This is a genomic window from Paraburkholderia sp. (genome assembly GCF_028283785.1).
GTDB lineage: Bacteria > Pseudomonadota > Gammaproteobacteria > Burkholderiales > Burkholderiaceae > Paraburkholderia.
This window is the reverse complement of sequence record NZ_JAPWKB010000019.1, coordinates 1,538,604-1,555,417: the sequence shown is the minus strand read 5'-3', so window position 1 is coordinate 1,555,417 and position 16,814 is coordinate 1,538,604. Positions and strand designations below refer to the sequence as shown.

Sequence of the window (16,814 nt, the reverse complement as noted above, 5' to 3'; positions counted from 1 at the left end):
TACCGGCCGTGGCGCTGCTGTTTGCGCTGGCCGGCAACGACAATGGCCCGTTGCCGTCCGCGCAGGCCGTGGCGCGCGGCAAGGCGCCGAGCGGCAGCGTGGTCTGCGGCACGATCAAGCTTGCCAGCACCAGCGATTCCGGCAACGGCGCGGCGCCGCTCGAACCGGTGCGCACGACCTTGCCGCCGGTGTCGGCGGTGTCGTCGGCGGATGCCGTGCAACTGGCCCAGGCCACACCGATGGCAGACGTCACGTCGCCGTCGGCGGCGACCGCGACTGCATCGACTTCGACGTCGATTCCTCCGGCCACGTCTTCGTCGCCGTCGACGCCGTCGGCACGGGCGTCGGCGCGTGCGGTCGCGCAGTCGGCCGAGATTGCGTCGGCGGCGAAGGTCGCGGCGGAAACGGTGTTTCCGGCGCTCGCGTCGGCGGGTCGCGCAACGCCGACACCGGTGTCGGCGCGGCCGTCGCTGTCGTATCGCAATTCGTGGATCGGCAACACGTGGGGCTTCGCGAACCAGCGCTGGATGCAGATCGACATTCAGGCGATCGCCGTCACGCCCGATGGCGAGGTGTTGACCAATACGCCGTACGACGAAGGCGGCGGCGAAGTCGGCCGGTATCGCGACGGTCAACTGGTTCAGCACGGCAACGAAACGCACGACTGGGGACGTACCGGCGGCGACGCGATCGCGTTCAACGACGATTACGTGTTCACTGCGCAAAGCGTGACGAGCCTGGGCGATGTCGTCGCGGCGCAGAAGAATCTGCCGCATCAGGGCGAGATCTGGTACGGCGTCGCGCGACGCAGCCGCGGCGATCTGCGCAAGCCGATGCCGTTCGACGGCCAGGTGCCGTGGCCGAACGTGCCGATCGCGATGCGCGTGATGTGGAAAGCCGCCGATACCGACGACTTCGCGATTCGCGGGCTCGCCGCCGACGCGACGCATCTGTACGTGTCGAATCAGCGCGACAACCGGATCGATATCTACGATCCGCGCACGATGCAGGCGGTCGGCGGCTATCCGGTGCCGCAGCCGGGCAAGCTCGCGCTCGCGCCGGACGGCACGCTGTGGGCGATCGAGAAGAGCCGGGCGATGGCCGGGCGTCGCGTCGTCCATCATCTGCCGGGCGGTGGCGTGATCGGCGCGTTGAATCTGCCGCCGAACGCGGTGCCGGTCGATCTCGCGGTCGATCAGCAAGGCCGTCTGTATGTCGCCGATAACGGGCCGCGTCAGCAGGTGCTGGTGTTCACGGCCGGTAAGGGCCGGGTCGGCGCGGCGGGCGCATCGACGGAAAGCGCGCAGCTGATGCGCGAAAACCTGCCGATGCAGCTGAGTTCGACGGTCGGCGAACTGGGCGGCATCTACAGCGGTAAGGTCGGCGCGCCCGGACCGCTGCGCTTTAACGGACTGACCGGCGTGGGCGTGGATCGCGCGGGCAATGTCTACGTTGCGATGAACGGGCGCGGCCCGCGCGCGTATCGCACCGATGAAGTGACCAGCACGGCGGGCGCGCTGCTCGAAAGCTACACGCCGGACGGCACCCAGCGCTTCAGCCTGCAAGGCTTGCTGTTCGTGGACGGCGCGCAATACGTCGATGGCGAAACGCCATCGGTCTATACCGGCGGCAAGCGCTTTACCGTCGATCTGACGCGTCCGCCCGGTCAGGAGTGGCGTTACGCCGGCTTCACCACGGACCGTTTCCGCTATCCGTACGATCCTTCGCTGAATCTGGCCGACGGCCAGCGCGGCACGCCGCTCGTGCGCGACGTGAACGGACATCGGCTGCTCTATACGATCGATCCGGTGTCGGACACGCTGCGCATTTATCGTTTCGAGCCGGGCAGTGAAATCGCGATTCCGTCGGGGATGTTTTCGCGCGCGCATATCGCGGGCGCGTGGCCGCCGAACCAGCCCGCGCGCGGCGACTGGATCTGGCGCGACGGGGCCGGCAAGGGCCGTTTCGCGCCGACGGATTTCGACCAGAACGACACGATGATTCCCGACGTGGGGCCGAAAGTGGGCGGCTGGTGGGTCGATAGTCGCGGCGACGTGTGGCAGGCCACCGTCGATCAGGGCATCCGCTATTTTCCGATGCAGGGTTTCGACAAGCTCGGCAATCCGGTCTACAAGTTTGCGTCGATGCGCACGTTGCCGATGCCGACGCGTTTTACGCGTCTCGCGCGGATTCTGTACAACCCGGAAACCGACACCATGTATCTGAGCGGTTCGACGCCGGAGCGGCCGTTCAATCCCGCCAACGGGCAGGGGGGCGGTTCGACGCTGGTGCGCTACGACCACTGGCGCAGCGGTCCGGCGATGCGCTATACGATCGACTGGCCCGATCGCGGGCCGGACCATACGCAATTGATGGCGGGCTTTACCGTGGCGGGCGATTACGTGTTCGCGGTGGAATCGATGACCGGTGTGGTCACCGTCTACGATCGCGATACGGGACGGGAATCAGGTCATCTCGCGCCGGCCGCGGAAGTGGGCGCGACCAGCGGCACGATCGACGTGGCGATGCCGGTGAGCGCACATCGGCTGGAGTCGGGCGAGTATCTGGTGTTCGTCGAGGAAGACTGGCACGGCAAGGTGATGATGTATCGCTTCTCGCCGGGGTCGCCGTCGGCGGCGGCGAAGGTCGTCGCGCAGACAGCCGCGCATTAGGTCGGGCGGGATCGGACGCGCTCAGGCGGCCCCGGACGCCGCCTTTCACCGCGCTTGCATCGCAGGATTTATTCGTGGTCGTCGAAGGCCATGAACGCACGCATGAACACCAGCGCGCCCCAGCCCCACATCGCATTGGCCGCGAAACCGACCGCGAGGCGCGGCAGCATGTTGCCGCTCGGCCAGATGCCGCGCAACGGATCGACCACGAACACGCTCGCGGCCGTCAGCGCGATGCCGCCGAACACGAAAGCGGGCACCCACGGCGCGGCGCGTTCGGGCGACACCCGCAGCAGCCACGCCATCAACACCGCCCACACCGCGCTCCATACCGCGTTTGCAATGAACTCCGGAAAGCCGAACGGCTGGAACGGCGCGGTGGAAAAACCGGTGGGATCGATCAGACCGGCGGCGTGCAGCAGCGCCAGGGTCGATTCATGGAAAAACAGCGATGCGAGAAAACCGGACACCAACGGCAGAATAATTTTTTGCATGCGTTGCACCGCTAGAACCTGACAACGCACGTCCGGCGAATCGAATGCGCGGCCCGTGCGGGATTATCGAAAAAACGTGCGTCATTATATAGACCGTCGTCTGCGCGTTCGAAGCGGAATCGGCGGCGTTTAAAGGGTTTTTCACCACAGCGGTGCGCGTATTTCCGTCCGTGGTCCGTATGCTTTAGCGTCAGGCTAATCACGAAAGTGGAAAACCTAAGCTAAAAAAAATCGTTCACGCGCCCGAGGCCGCTCCCTAGACTCTTTTCCCATGCAGACCGTTGCGGTGGCCGCGCTGGCAACAGCGTCGTATGCCGCGCGAGGTCTGCGTCACAGCGCGCGCCGATGCGACGACCGTCGGCGACGGCGCTCGCAACGCGGTATCGCGTTTCCCGTTTATCACCGATTTCATGCGTGGCGAATTGGCGCCGTGCAGGCGCTCGCACACCTGTTGTGAACGCGTTTCTTTCAATTGTCCCGAACAGGCAGGAGCAGCAGATGAATGTGTTCTGGTTCATTCCGACTCACGGCGACAGCCGTTATCTCGGCACCACGCAAGGTGCCCGCGCCGTCGATCACGCGTACTTCCAGCAGATCGCGGTAGCCGCCGACAACCTCGGTTACGACGGCGTGCTGCTGCCGACCGGCCGTTCGTGCGAAGACGCATGGGTGGTCGCGTCGAGCCTGATTTCCGTCACGAAGCGGCTGAAGTTCCTGGTCGCCGTGCGGCCGGGCCTGTCGTTGCCGGGACTGTCGGCGCGGATGGCCGCGACGTTCGACCGGCTGTCGGGCGGACGCCTGCTGATCAACGTGGTGACGGGCGGCGATGCCGTCGAACTCGAAGGCGACGGCGTGTTCGTCGATCACGACACGCGCTACCAGATCACCGACGAATTCCTGCATATCTGGCGCAAGTTGCTGAGCGCGTCGCATACGAAGGAACCGGTCGATTTCGCCGGCAAGCATCTGACGACGAAGGGCGGCAAGGTGATGTATCCGCCGGTGCAGGCGCCGTATCCGCCGCTGTGGTTCGGCGGTTCGTCGGCGGCGGCGCACGAGATGGCCGGCGAGCATATCGATACGTATCTGACCTGGGGCGAGCCGCCCGCGGCCGTCGCCGCGAAGATCGCCGACATCCGCGCGCGGGCCGCGAAGTTCGGCCGGACGATTCGCTTCGGGATCCGCTTTCACGTGATCGTCCGCGAGACGGAAGAAGAAGCGTGGGCCGCCGCCGATCAGCTGATCAGCAAGCTCGACGACGAAACCGTCGCGCGTGCGCAGGCGTCGTTCTCGAAGATGGATTCCGAAGGACAGCGCCGGATGGCTGCGCTGCACGGCGGCAAGCGCGGCGGTCGCGCGGAGCTGGAGGTGTATCCGAACGTGTGGGCGGGCGTCGGTCTGGTGCGTGGCGGCGCGGGCACGGCGCTGGTCGGCAGTCCGCAGCAGGTGGTCGAGCGGATGCAGGAGTATCGCGATCTCGGCATCGACACGTTCATCCTGTCCGGCTATCCGCATCTGGAAGAAGCGTACCGCTTCGCCGAACTGGTGTTCCCGCTGTTGCCCGGCCGGCAGCGCGCGGCGTCGGGCGGTCCGTTGTCGGGGCCGTTCGGCGAAGTCGTCGCCAATCACTATCTGCCGAACACCGCGCAGAGCTGAACGGATTCGCCCGTTCCCGACGTCTCGAAGGAGTAAGAAAACAGCATGACCCGAACCAGTGAATATTCCGGCGGCGTGACGGCGCGGCGCACATCGTCGCCGTCATGGCTGTCCAGGCGGATCAGTCAGGCCGGCGCGCAACTCGCGCCGTGGCTCGTGCCTTTACTGATCCTGATTGCATGGGAAGCGGCGGCGCGCAGCGGCGCGTTGTCGTCGCGCGTGTTGCCCGAACCGCTCGCGGTCGTGAAGGCGGCATGGACCTTGATCCAGTCCGGTGAAATGTGGGCCGACGTGAAGGTCAGCACATGGCGCGCGGTGTCGGGCTTTGCGGTGGGCGGCGGGATCGGCCTCGTGCTCGGACTCGCGACCGGCCTGTTCCGTCCCGCCGAAGTCGCGCTCGATTCGACTGTGCAGATGGTCCGCAACATTCCCGCGCTGGCGATGATTCCGCTGGTGATCCTGTGGTTCGGGATCGAGGAAGAAGCGAAGGTGTTTCTGGTGTCGCTCGGGGTGTTTTTTCCGGTCTACGTGAATACGTATCACGGCATTCGCTCGGTGGACCGCAACCTGATCGAGATGGCGCGCAGTTACGGCGTGCGCGGTTTCGCGCTGTATCGCGACGTGATTCTGCCGGGCGCGTTGCCGTCGATTCTGGTCGGCGTGCGGTTCGCGTTCGGGCTGATGTGGGTGACGCTGATCGTCGCCGAAACGATCTCGGCGCAATCGGGCATCGGCTATATGACGATGAACGCGCGCGAGTTTTTGCAAACGGACGTGGTGGTGGTTGGGATTCTGCTATACGCGGCGCTCGGCAAGATCGCCGACATGCTCGCCAAGGCGCTCGAGCGGGTCGCGCTGCGCTGGCATCCCGCGTATCAGCGAGGAGCAAAAGTATGAGCAGTCCGACGACGACGCGCGATCATTTGCGCGCGGTGAACGGTGTGTCACGCAGCGGGCAGGGCGACGCTGCGCGTGACGTGCGTGATGTACGTGACGCAGGACGTGTGGCGAATGCGCGGGTGGCGACGGCCGAGGCAACCGCCGACGCGGCGGTCGTGTTGCGAGGCGTGGGCAAGCAGTACGGCGAGCGCACGGTGCTGTCCGATGTGAATCTGAAGATCGCGCGCGGCAGTTTCGTGGCGATCGTCGGACGCAGCGGCTGCGGCAAATCGACGTTGCTGCGCCTCGTCGCCGGTCTGGAAGACGTGAGCGCGGGCGCGCTCGACAAACGGGCCGCCGACGGTGCGCCGCTCGACACGCGAATCATGTTTCAGGACGCGCGTCTGCTGCCGTGGAAGTCGGTGCTGAACAACGTGATGCTCGGGTTGCCGCGCAGTGCGCGCGAGGATGCGCGCGCGGTGCTCGCCGAAGTCGGTCTCGCGGATCGTGCGAACGACTGGCCCGCGCAACTGTCGGGCGGACAGCGGCAGCGCGTTGCGCTGGCGCGTGCGCTGGTGCATCGGCCGCAGTTGCTGTTGCTCGACGAACCGCTCGGCGCACTCGACGCGTTGACGCGGATCGAAATGCACGCGTTGATCGAGCGGCTGTGGCGCGAGCATCGCTTTACCGCGTTGCTCGTCACGCACGACGTGCATGAAGCGGTGGCGCTCGGCGACCGGATTCTGCTGATCGAAGCCGGACGCGTCGCGCTCGATCAGCCGGTGCCGCTGGCGCGGCCGCGAGCGCGTGCGTCGGCGGGATTCGCCGCGCTCGAAGACCATGTATTGCGCCGCGTGCTGCAAACCGCGCCGAACGACGATCCGCATACGTTCGAAGCGTTCGAAGCATTCGACCCGGCCGATCCGTCCGGCGAATCGCGCAACCGTCGCCCGACCGATGTGCGTTGGGCGATCTGAATCCGAGTTTCACACCATTCGAGCAACCTTAGCCAATCGCGCTGCCCGGCTATCCGGGCGATCTACTGGAGTCATCCGCTATGAGCATTTCCGCAATCAACGTACGTAACCAGTTCAAGGGCAAAGTGAAGGAAATCATCCGTGGCTCGGTCGTGTCCGAAGTCGACGTCGAAACGCCGTTCGGGATCGTAACGTCGGTTATCACGACGCGATCGGTCGACGAACTCGAACTGAAGGTCGGCTCGGAAGTGGTCGCGCTGGTCAAATCGACCGAGGTGTCGATCGCGCGACTGTGACGCGCGCGCGCCGCGCGCAAGCGTAGGCGTGGACGTAGTACTAGATAGACAGGCCGCAGCGGATTCGCTGACGGCCTGTTTTTTATTGCGCCGACCGACGATTCAGGTCGTGCCGGGAGGCGACGCCGGGTCGGGCTATTTGGCGTTGGCGGCGCTGGCGGGCGGGGTGCGGCTTATCGCGTCATGGGGCGGTTTGGCTGGCTTCTTGATCGGCATGTTGTCCGGATTGTGCGGATTCGTCGCCGCCGACGACGCGGCATCGGGCGGCTTCACCATCGACGCACCGACGTCTTTCGACGCCGTTTGCGCGTGGATCGGTGCGGCGGCCAGCGCGCACGCGCAAAGCGCGGCGCTGACGCAAGGGCGGAGACGGCGTTGCGGGAGCAGGGTCATCGTGTCCTCCTGGGCGGGTCGGCCGTTGGCTCGGAGCGAAGGCCGGTGAGTGTGTGCTCGGGTAGACCTGGCGCGGGGGGAAAGATTCGCTCAGGTCGCTGTGTTGTACCGCCAGGGGCGACGCGGTATCCTTGCCGCCGGACTCACGTATTGCGTAGGAATCACCGGTTAGTCATGAAAAACATCATCTATTTCTGTCCCAGGATCAATCGGCCGATCGGCGGGATCAAGGTCATTCATCGACATAGCGAGCTGATCAATACACTGGGCGGTCAATCGGAGATCTACTACGACCGCCCGATCGAAGCCGATACGGTGGACTGGTTTCCCCATAACGCGAAGATCCGGACCGAATACGGATTCGATCCTGACAGCGATCTGGTCATCCTCGCGGAGAGTGTCGTTTTCGATTCGTGGCGGCGTCTGAAAGACGCGGGCGTCGAGTACGCGATCTTCGTGCAGAACGGCTATCTGGTGACCGAGAGCATTTCGCAGCAGGAAGCGCGCGAGTGCTATGCCGGCGCGAAGCACATCATCTGCATCAGCGACGACGCGATACGCTGCGTGTTCCAGTTTTTCCCGCAGCACATCGACAAGGTCATCAGGGTGATCTATTCCGTCGACAGCGCATTGTTCGCGCCCGGCGAGAAAGAAAACATCATTACCTACATGCCGAGGAAGATGAAGCTGCACAGCTCTGTCCTCGTTCCTTTGCTGGAAGAACGGTTGCCTGAGAACTGGCGTGTCGTGCCGATCGAAAACATGTCGGAAGTCGAGGTCGCGACGACGCTGGCGAAATCTCGGATCTTTCTCGCGTTCTCCGATTTTGAAGGCTTGCCGGTTCCCCCGGTCGAAGCTGCGTTGGCGGGGAATTTCGTCATCGGCTACAACGGACAAGGCGGCCGCGAGTACTGGAATCCGCCGATCTTCGAGTCGATCGACTCAGGCGACCTGGTGAGGTTTATGGATGCCGTGCTGAAGAAGGTGAACGACATCGATCGATACGATCTGACGCTCGGCGACAATCACCTGATCATGCTCAGAGACCATTTCTCGAAAGAGATGGAAGTCCGGATGCTGAAGAATATGTTGTCGGTGATCGGTGACGCGCAAGGGGAGTCGTGATTCGACGGGCTGGTGGGGTGCAGTGCGAGATTTGCTTTCGTATTGCACTCAATCTTTAGTTGAGCGCTAAGCGCTTGATTATTCTTTAGCGCGCAGTCGTGACCAGCGACTTCAGGATTCGGGATTCAGACGAAAAAAAAGCCCGCATATGCGGGCTTTTTTTAAATCTTGTCTTCCACATGTGGAAGCAAGCTATCGCGGCGAACCGCTTGTATTCTTTGGGGTGGCTGATGGGGCTCGAACCCACGACAACAGGAATCACAATCCTGGACTCTACCAACTGAGCTACAGCCACCACTGTTTCGTTTCTTGACTTGCTTACTGCTCGTCAATCAAGAAGCAAGATTATACAAACGCATATTGCGTTTGCCTAGCCCTTTATTCAAAAATTTCTGCGGGCTCTCGCAGATGCTTCCGGGCCTCGTCGAAAATCGCGAGATCGGCCTTTGCAAGTTGCTTGTTGTCGGACAGCACACGACGCCATCCGCGTGCACCGGCGACGCCGCGATACAAGCCGAGTGCGTGTCGGGTGATCGAGCCGAGGAAGGTGCCGCGCGCCAGTTCGGCTGCGCAATACTCGATCAGCTTCGCTTCGGCTTCTTCGCGCGTCAGCGCGTCGTGCGTGGCGCCATAGAAGCGTGCGTCGACGTCCGCGAGCACGAACGGGTTGTGATACGCCTCGCGTCCGAGCATCACGCCATCGACGTGTTGCAGATGCTGTTCGACTTCATCGAGCGTCTTGATGCCGCCGTTGATGAGGATCTCCAGATGCGGGAAGTCGCGCTTCAACTGATACGCGTACTCGTACTTCAGCGGCGGAATCTCGCGGTTCTCTTTCGGGCTGAGGCCTTTGAGGATCGCGTTGCGCGCGTGCACGATAAAGACCTCGCAGCCCGCATCCGCGATCGTGCCGACGAAGTCGCGAACGAATGTGTAGTCTTCGACCGCATCGACGCCGATCCTATGCTTGACCGTCACGGGTACCGACACCGCATCGCGCATCGCCTTCACGCAATCGGCGACGAGTTGCGGCTCGTTCATCAGGCACGCGCCGAACGCGCCGCGTTGCACGCGCTCCGACGGGCAGCCGCAATTCAGGTTGATCTCGTCATAGCCCCATTGTTCGCCGAGTTTGGCCGCGCGCGCGAGGTCGGCCGGTTCGCTGCCGCCCAGTTGAAGCGCGACCGGCGCTTCTTCCGGCGTGAACGCCAGATGACGCGGCACGTCGCCGTGGAGGAGGGCGCCTGTGGTAACCATCTCTGTATAGAGCCACGTATGGCGGGACAGAATCCGATGCAACGACCGACAGTGTCTGTCAGTCCAGTCCATCATCGGAGCTACGGAAACGCGGCGGGGGCTTGATTTCATTGACTTACGGCTTCACAGCGAGGTTTGACGGGCATTGCGGCAACGCGCGCTTCCAACTGGTTTTTGGGTGATATCCGAGGTTTTTTCCAGTGCGATGCTACGTGTAGCACCGCAACCGGCTCGTGTAGCACCGCCGAAATAGGGAAGGGTCGCGCAGCGAAAATGCAAGCATAGAAGTATACGACACCCCGCCCGGATCCGTCCGATGCCGGATGGGACGGTCCGCCCGGGCCTCGACACGACACGCGCTCACAACCCGCGAAGCGGATCGTCGGGCGCGCGTCGGCTGTTCAGAGCTGGTAGCCGGCGAACACACCCGCGCTGAACTGGGCTTTCGAGCCGACGATCGGGCTGTCGCTATCGACCGAACAAGGTTGCGTGTGCGGTTTTCTTTACGTCGCCGGGACCATGCAACGTGTGTTCGTCATCCGATTCTTCGCGAGGGCTGACGAGGTCGTAAGACAATGCAACGCCTGCTTGCCAGTGCTGATAGCGATAGAGAAACATGCCCGTGCCGAACGGGACGGTCGGGGACACGTCGGATGCACCCATGAAGAGGCGCCCGTACGTTGCGCCGATCGCAGGTGCCGCCTGAAATTCCCGGTCGCTGGCGCCAGGGTATTTCGGCACGCTCATCGCGCCGATACCCAGATGAAACCTCCATGTGTTGTCGTACACGTTGCCTGCATCGTCCTCGATGGAATTGCCCGCTGCATAGGCGCAATTATCGACGGCAGATAGTGCGGAAATGGATAACACGAGCGGTACTGAAGTGCGTCTGAAAAGACGCATAAGAGATCGATAGGTTCAAGAATGACGGATGGCGTCATTCGCCGTTCCGCGACGGTGGATCGAGCACGCGAAGTGCACAGGTGATGACACCGGATTCAGCTCTGTCGTACTGCGGTAGGCGATTGATGCGGCTATTCAATGCGTCTGGCAATGCCAGTCGCATATCGAAGCCAGCCCGCTTAAGTGCTAATTGCCGGTTGCTAACTACGCACGTAAATCTGGATCGCTTCATCGACGATCGCGTCGACCTTCGCCACGTAAGGAATCTGCTCGCCGACGAGCCGATCGACCATGGCTTTCCGTTGCTATCGCGCGCAAAAGCGTCACGGCACGACGCGAAAAACCAAGCCGCAGCGCGCACAAATCCGACGCCCACACGCCACCCGGTGATCACCAGAACCTGTCCAAAAACGCCATTAGATGGCCGATTTCGCCAAGCAAGCTGCGTGCCATCTGAATACGTCAAAAGGGTCGAACCACGGGTAAACCCTTTGGGGCTTGCGCCGGAAGATTGTTCTCCTGAACAGAATAGTTATTTCCGATTATCGATACAAATTTCCGATAGTAAGGGAATACACTAGGTTCATCGATGACGCGAACACAGCTTTCCGCCTCACTCGCGACATCTTCCTGAACCGAAGTCGTAACGCATTTGGAGTCCACCATGAAGACCAAGATCATTGCTGCTGTTCTCGTCGCTGCTTCCGCCACGCTCGCTGCACCGGCTTTCGCCAGCGGCTACGGTCCGGCTCCGTTTTACCGTCCGAACGTCGGCGCACCGGCATCGCAACAAGGCCAGAACGCACAAACGGTTGCCGCTGAGCGCGCAGCCGCATCGAACAACGCATACGGCGGCGTGAACAACGCGTCGTCGCAATCGGGCAGCCGTCATCCGGCAAGCGGCCCGGGCTCGGTGTTCTTCGGCCAGTAAGCCGAACGCAGTCCACGAAAAAAAGCCACACGCTCTGCAGGACCGCTCGTCAGCCGTTAGCAGTTGCAGTCGTAGTTAGCAGTTGAGTTTGAAGACGAAGTCGAAGTCGTATTTGCAGTCCGCAGTTCGCAGTTGAAATCGAAGTTGCAGTTGCAGTACGCAGTTTGAAACAGCGTGTTGAAGCGGGATCAAGCGGCAAGGCTGTGCAGCAGGGTTGTCTGCAGTCAGCCGCGAGTGAGTAATTGCAGTTTGCAGTATGTGCAGTCGGCAGTAGAGAGTCGTATCAGCAGTTAGCATCAGGCAGTACGCAGTTAGCATTCGACGAGCGGCAAGCCGCCGCCAGGACCCTCAAGCCTGGCGGCGGCTTTTTCATTTGCGACACGCGAAAAGCGAAAAGCATCTGGGCGGGACGCCGGAGACCCGGTCATCCGGACCGTCGACTGCGCCGCGAACCGCTCTATCCGCCGTGCGACGGATCGCAGAAACGGATGCGGTTACCGAATGGATCGGTGACTTCGAGCACCTTGCCCCACGGCAGCGGTTCGACGCCCGGTTTCGCGTAACGGTAAGCTTTCCCGGACAGTTCGGCGTGCAATGCGCCGATATCCTCGACGGTGACGAAGATCGTCGAGCCGGGTGTGGCGTCGCCGTGATGCTCGCTCAGATGGATGGTGAGGCCGTCACGGCGAACCTGTGCGTAAAGCGGGAAGGTTTCGTCGAACCGGTGTTCCCAGTCGAGCGTAAATCCGAGAAAGTCGACATAAAACTCTTTCGCTTTCTCGACTGAAAAGATCCGCAAGATCGGCACGGCGGCTGACAGATACACACATTGCTCCTTGAGGCCTGCTGGGCGGGGAAACCGAGTGTATCGGAGCATGCGGCGGCGCGCCGCGAACTGCGCACTTCATCCGCGCAGCGTGCCGGTTCCGTCCGGCTTAACGCCACACCCGCCACACCACGCCACTTCACGCAGCCCCCCAAAACACATCATTCGAATCCGCTGGACAGATATTGCTCGCCGCGATGGGTGATCTCGAGTTCGCCGCCGGACGCTTCGGCGGCGAGGCCGGTTGCCAGCAATTCCGCGGCGATCCGCGGCGCACAGGCGAGCGCGGCCTGACCGACACCCACCTGATCGAGACGGCGTAACGTCTCGATCGCTTCTGGACTCAATGAGCTGGACATCGCGTTCTCCAAAGTCGTTGCGGGCGATTTATCGTAGCACTTTCAAATGACGTGTCAGAAAGCGGGAAGGGGGTTTTTGTGCGCTGCGGCGCATGCCGGCAGGCCTTTCAACTTCATCACGTTGTAACAGTCGGACAGATTCGAAAATCGACCTGATGTCGCAATCCTGTTAGTTTTGCGCAGACAAGCACGGGCGATATTGCCCGTGGCCCGACTTTTCCGTCCCGATGCCGCACGAAACGAAGCACGCATGAATCCAGACCGTCAGCCCGATGCCGCGCGAGACTGGCTGGCCGAAGGTCAGGCCAGCGCGGCCGGCGGCCGGCTCGACGACGCGCTCGACTGCTTCGCGCGCGCGGCGCTCGCGCGTCCGCGCGACGCATCCGTTCCGGCTGCGGCCGCCGCGGTGCTGATGCAGCAGTCACGTTTCGACGACGCGTTCGCGCATTACCGCGCGGCCATCGCGCTCGCGCCGTCCGGGTCGCGCCAACGCGCGCTGCTGCTGCACGATCTCGGCTGGGCGTTCGAGCAGACCCAGCGGCTCGACCAGGCGGCGGATGCCTATCGCGACGCGATCGCGCTCGATCCGCAACTCGACGGCTCGTACAACAATCTCGCGAACTGCCTGCAAGCGCTCGGCCGCTTCGACGACGCGCACGACGCGTATCGCCGCGCGATCGCGCTCGCGCCCGACAACACCTTGTACTACCGCAACCTGGTGCAATCGAAGCGGCTCAGCGCGGACGATCCCGGCTTTATCGCGATGGAACAGCGCGTCGCGCAGGCGGACTCGCTGAGCGTCGAACGGCAGGTCGAACTGCATTTCGCGTTCGGCCAGGCGCTCGACGATGCCGGCCAGCCCGACCGTTCGTTCGATCATTTTCTGAAGGCGAACGCGCTGCACCGGCCGCGCGTGAAGTACGACGAAGCGGCCACGCTCGGTCTGTTCGACGCGATGCCGAACCTCGTGACCGCGCCGACGCTTGCGGCTAAGCGCGGCCTCGGCGATCCGTCGGCGGCGCCGGTGTTTGTCGTCGGCATGCCGCGTTCGGGTTCGACGCTGATCGAGCAGATCATCGCCAGCCATCCGCACGCGTTCGGCGCGGGCGAGCGGCCGGAATTCGGCGCCGCGCTGATGCACGCGGTCACGCGGCCCGACGATCCGCTGCCGTTCGGCGCGTTGCACGACGCATCGGCGGCGCAGTTGCGCGGGCTGGGCGCGGATTATCTGGCGCGGCTGCAATGCGCCGTGCCGGACGTCGCAGGTCATGCGCGGATCGTCGATAAATATCCGTTCAACTTTATCAATGTCGGACTGATTCACCTCGCGCTGCCCAACGCGCGCTTTATCCATAGCCGTCGCGCGCCAGTCGAAACCTGTCTGTCGATTTTTGGCCGGTTGTTCCATGACGTGCCGTTTAGCTACGATCTCGGCGAACTGGGCCGTTATTACCGTGCATACGATGCGCTGATGGCGCACTGGCGGCGCGTGTTGCCGCCCGGCGTGATGCTCGAAGTGAGCTACGAAGATCTGATCGGCGACATCGACGGTACGGTGCGCGCGATGCTCGCGCATTGCGGTCTCGACTGGGACGCGCGCTGTCTCGACTTTCATCGGACCGAGCGGCCGGTCGGCACGGCCAGTTCGGCGCAGGTGCGGCGGCCGCTATATCGCACGTCGCTCACGCGGCGTCGTCCGGCCGCGCATCTGCTGCAGGCGCTTTATGACGGACTCGGCGTGCAGCCGGCGTCCGGCTCGACATGTATCAACAGGGAACAACAACAATGAATCAAGCAGCCGGATTGCCTTTATCGATGCCTGGTGCCGTCGTGTGGATGACGGGTTTGTCGGGCGCGGGCAAATCGACGCTCGCCCGCGCGCTTCACGCGCGCATCGCCGCGATGGGCCGCCTGTGCGTGATGCTCGATGGCGATGTGTTGCGCACGGGCCTGAATGCCGATCTCGGCTTTACGTCGGCGGATCGGACCGAAAATTTGCGGCGTGTCGCGCACGTCGCGGCGCTGTTCGAGAAGCAGGGTTTTATCGCGATTGCCGCGGTGATCTCGCCTGAAGCACAGCATCGCGCGATGGCGCGCGACATCGTCGGAACGGGCTTTGTCGAAGTATTCGTCAATGCGCCGCTGGCGGTCTGCGAAGCGCGGGACACGAAGGGTCTGTATGCCCGCGCGCGACGCGGCGAGATTGCGGATTTCACCGGTATTTCCGGGCCGTTCGACGTTCCGGCGACGCCGGATGTCGCGATTGCCACTGACCGTACGTCCGTCGACGAGGCACTCGACCAGTTGCTCGCGCATCTGGTTGCGCGCGGCATCGTCGGCGATACGGCTGACGCGCGCAAAGCCGGCCATCCACGCGCGATTCGCTAGGCGCGCAGCGCCAACGTTTGCGGCCGGCGGGCCGCTTCACGTGAGCTCAGATCACGCCGCGCTCAAGACCGTGCGCGGCGTTTTTCACGCAGCGGATCGAGCAGCGACGACAAACCGTTATGGTCGATCTCGTGCATCAGCGCGATCAACCGCCCGATCTCGCCGGGCGGAAAGCCCTGGCTCGCAAACCAGTTCAGATAGTGGCCCGGCAGGTCGGCAATCGCGCGGCCCTTGTATTTGCCGTAGGGCATTTCGCGGGTGAACAGCAGTTCGAGTTGGTCGGAATTCATCGTCGTGTGATTGAAAGCAGGCTGTAGGCGGGCGGATTCGCGCGACGGCGCGATGTCTGCACAGTGCCGGCCGACATGATAACGTCCAAGGTTTACGTACTTTCAATCACAGGACAGTTCGATGGAATACCGCAGACTCGGCGACTCTGATGTGCAGGTCAGCCTGATCGGCCTCGGCACGATGACGTGGGGCGAACAGAATACCGAAGCCGACGCGCACGCGCAGATCGGTTACGCGCTCGATCACGGCGTTACGCTGATCGACGCGGCCGAAATGTATCCGGTGCCGCCGCGTCCCGAAACGCAAGGCCGTACCGAGCAATATATCGGCACGTGGCTCGCGAAAAACCCGTCGCGGCGCGACGGCATCGTGCTCGCAACGAAGATCGCCGGGCCGGCGCGTCAGCCGCACAACCCGCGCCATCTGCGTGGCGAGACCAACCAGTTCGACCGCAAGAATCTGAACGAGGCGCTCAACGACAGCCTGAAGCGCCTGCAAACGGATTACGTCGATCTGTACCAGTTGCACTGGCCCGACCGCAGCACGATGACCTTCGGCCGCAATGCGTATCCGTGGGTCGACGACCCGTACACGGTGCCCATCGAAGAGACGCTGACGGCGCTCGCCGAACTCGTGAAGGAAGGCAAGATCCGTCATATCGGCGTGTCGAACGAAACGCCGTGGGGCGTCGCGCAATTCCTGCGCGCAGCCGAAAAGCTGAACCTGCCGCGTATCGTCAGCATCCAGAATCCGTACAGTCTCGTGAATCGCACGTTCGAGACCGGCCTGTCCGAATTCACGCATCGCGACGGCATCGGCCTGCTCGCGTATTCGCCGCTCGCATTCGGCTGGCTGACGGGCAAGTACGAAGGCGGCGCGCGTCCGGCCGGCGCGCGGATCACGCTATTCGAACGCTTCCAGCGCTATAGCAATCCGCAGGCGCTGGCGGCGATCACGCGCTATGTCGAACTCGCGAAGAAGCATGGCCTGACGCCGACGCAACTCGCGCTGGGCTTCGTCAACAGCCGCAAGTTCACGACCAGCAATCTGATCGGCGCGACGACGATGGATCAGTTGAAGGAAAACATCGGCAGCGCGGAGATCACGCTGTCGGCCGAGATTCTCGCGGAAATCGACGCGCTGCATCAGTTGCAGCCGAATCCGGCGCCGTAACCGCGATAGCGCGCTGTCCCGACGGCGGCCGTCACCTTCCGGTGACGGCCGCCGTTTTCTTTTGGCCGCACGAAGCGTTGGCCGAACGGATGATTCCGGCGCGCCGCACGGACGTGCAATAATTTTGTCAGCGTCACCCCGGACGACGGGCCCGGCATTCCGGCGCATGTCGTCTATCCATCCTCGTTCCCACG

Annotated in this window: 17 protein-coding genes and 1 tRNA gene; 10 read left to right on the top strand and 8 right to left on the bottom strand. The window is 63.1% G+C overall.

Translation table 11 applies throughout. From position 1 onward, the window contains the following. Nucleotides 1-2,672 (top strand): hypothetical protein (locus tag PW947_RS29165; protein ID WP_366146146.1); only part of this gene is annotated, 2,672 nt, incomplete at its 5' end. 68 nt (nucleotides 2,673-2,740) lie between these two features. Here the strand turns inward: PW947_RS29165 and PW947_RS29160 are convergent. After that, nucleotides 2,741-3,166 (bottom strand): hypothetical protein, encoded by a 426-nt coding sequence (locus PW947_RS29160; protein WP_299635960.1) that lies wholly within the window; start codon nucleotides 3,164-3,166, stop codon nucleotides 2,741-2,743. Nucleotides 3,167-3,664: 498 nt separating this feature from the next. Between PW947_RS29160 and ssuD the strand changes: the two genes are divergently transcribed. From ssuD to PW947_RS29140, 4 genes are all read left to right on the top strand, one after another. Next, entirely contained in the window at nucleotides 3,665-4,822 is a 1,158-nt protein-coding gene (gene ssuD, locus PW947_RS29155; protein ID WP_299635958.1) for an FMNH2-dependent alkanesulfonate monooxygenase, read from the top strand. 45 nt (nucleotides 4,823-4,867) lie between these two features. Further along, the gene (gene ssuC / locus PW947_RS29150; RefSeq protein WP_299635956.1) at nucleotides 4,868-5,719 is read left to right on the top strand and encodes an aliphatic sulfonate ABC transporter permease SsuC; all 852 of its coding nucleotides are present in this window, start codon (nucleotides 4,868-4,870) and stop codon (nucleotides 5,717-5,719) included. Beyond that, nucleotides 5,716-6,678 carry an ATP-binding cassette domain-containing protein gene (locus tag PW947_RS29145; RefSeq protein WP_299635954.1) on the top strand — a complete coding sequence of 321 codons (963 nt, stop codon included), beginning with the start codon at nucleotides 5,716-5,718 and terminating at the stop codon, nucleotides 6,676-6,678. The genes ssuC and PW947_RS29145 overlap by 4 nt, the downstream gene beginning before the upstream one ends. Before the next feature lie 80 nt (nucleotides 6,679-6,758). Further along, entirely contained in the window at nucleotides 6,759-6,974 is a 216-nt protein-coding gene (locus tag PW947_RS29140) for a molybdopterin-binding protein (protein ID WP_008922916.1), read from the top strand. 135 nt (nucleotides 6,975-7,109) lie between these two features. Here PW947_RS29140 and PW947_RS29135 read toward each other — a convergent pair whose 3' ends face one another. Continuing rightward, entirely contained in the window at nucleotides 7,110-7,367 is a 258-nt protein-coding gene (locus PW947_RS29135; protein WP_299635937.1) for a hypothetical protein, read from the bottom strand. A 174-nt stretch (nucleotides 7,368-7,541) separates the two neighbouring features. Between PW947_RS29135 and PW947_RS29130 the strand changes: the two genes are divergently transcribed. Continuing rightward, nucleotides 7,542-8,492, top strand: coding sequence for a hypothetical protein (locus tag PW947_RS29130; RefSeq protein ID WP_299635936.1), 951 nt, complete (start codon nucleotides 7,542-7,544; stop codon nucleotides 8,490-8,492). 219 nt (nucleotides 8,493-8,711) lie between these two features. On the opposite strand, the gene PW947_RS29125 is transcribed toward PW947_RS29130, so the two are convergent. The 3 genes from PW947_RS29125 to PW947_RS29115 all read right to left on the bottom strand — a co-directional run bounded on the left by PW947_RS29125 (nucleotide 8,712) and on the right by PW947_RS29115 (nucleotide 10,652). Then, a tRNA-His gene (locus PW947_RS29125) sits at nucleotides 8,712-8,787 on the bottom strand. Between the two features lie 83 nt (nucleotides 8,788-8,870). Beyond that, complete coding sequence (gene dusA, locus PW947_RS29120; protein WP_299635934.1) at nucleotides 8,871-9,860, bottom strand: tRNA dihydrouridine(20/20a) synthase DusA; 990 nt, start codon at nucleotides 9,858-9,860, stop codon at nucleotides 8,871-8,873. Between the two features lie 357 nt (nucleotides 9,861-10,217). After that, nucleotides 10,218-10,652 carry a MipA/OmpV family protein gene (locus PW947_RS29115; protein WP_299635933.1) on the bottom strand — a complete coding sequence of 145 codons (435 nt, stop codon included), beginning with the start codon at nucleotides 10,650-10,652 and terminating at the stop codon, nucleotides 10,218-10,220. A 664-nt stretch (nucleotides 10,653-11,316) separates the two neighbouring features. On the opposite strand from PW947_RS29115, the gene PW947_RS29110 reads away from it, so the two are divergent. Beyond that, nucleotides 11,317-11,583 carry a hypothetical protein gene (locus PW947_RS29110; RefSeq protein ID WP_299635931.1) on the top strand — a complete coding sequence of 89 codons (267 nt, stop codon included), beginning with the start codon at nucleotides 11,317-11,319 and terminating at the stop codon, nucleotides 11,581-11,583. 457 nt (nucleotides 11,584-12,040) lie between these two features. Here the strand turns inward: PW947_RS29110 and PW947_RS29105 are convergent, their stop codons facing one another. Together PW947_RS29105 and PW947_RS29100 are read right to left on the bottom strand one after the other, a co-directional pair. Beyond that, nucleotides 12,041-12,409, bottom strand: coding sequence for a glyoxalase superfamily protein (locus tag PW947_RS29105; RefSeq protein WP_299635929.1), 369 nt, complete (start codon nucleotides 12,407-12,409; stop codon nucleotides 12,041-12,043). 161 nt (nucleotides 12,410-12,570) lie between these two features. Beyond that, on the bottom strand, nucleotides 12,571-12,768 hold the full coding sequence (locus PW947_RS29100; protein WP_299635927.1) for a hypothetical protein: 198 nt from the start codon (nucleotides 12,766-12,768) through the stop codon (nucleotides 12,571-12,573). A gap of 250 nt (nucleotides 12,769-13,018) precedes the next feature. Between PW947_RS29100 and PW947_RS29095 the strand changes: the two genes are divergently transcribed. Then, a complete protein-coding gene (locus tag PW947_RS29095; RefSeq protein WP_299635925.1) occupies nucleotides 13,019-14,557 on the top strand; it encodes a sulfotransferase in 1,539 nt (512 codons plus the stop codon). Next, complete coding sequence (cysC, locus tag PW947_RS29090; RefSeq protein ID WP_299635923.1) at nucleotides 14,554-15,156, top strand: adenylyl-sulfate kinase; 603 nt, start codon at nucleotides 14,554-14,556, stop codon at nucleotides 15,154-15,156. Before PW947_RS29095 ends, cysC begins: the two co-directional genes overlap by 4 nt. A gap of 62 nt (nucleotides 15,157-15,218) precedes the next feature. Here the strand turns inward: cysC and PW947_RS29085 are convergent, their stop codons facing one another. Beyond that, on the bottom strand, nucleotides 15,219-15,446 hold the full coding sequence (locus PW947_RS29085) for a DUF3820 family protein (protein WP_299635921.1): 228 nt from the start codon (nucleotides 15,444-15,446) through the stop codon (nucleotides 15,219-15,221). 121 nt (nucleotides 15,447-15,567) lie between these two features. Between PW947_RS29085 and PW947_RS29080 the strand changes: the two genes are divergently transcribed. Next, a complete protein-coding gene (locus PW947_RS29080; protein WP_299635919.1) occupies nucleotides 15,568-16,620 on the top strand; it encodes an NADP(H)-dependent aldo-keto reductase in 1,053 nt (350 codons plus the stop codon). The last annotated feature ends 194 nt before the right edge of the window (nucleotides 16,621-16,814 follow it).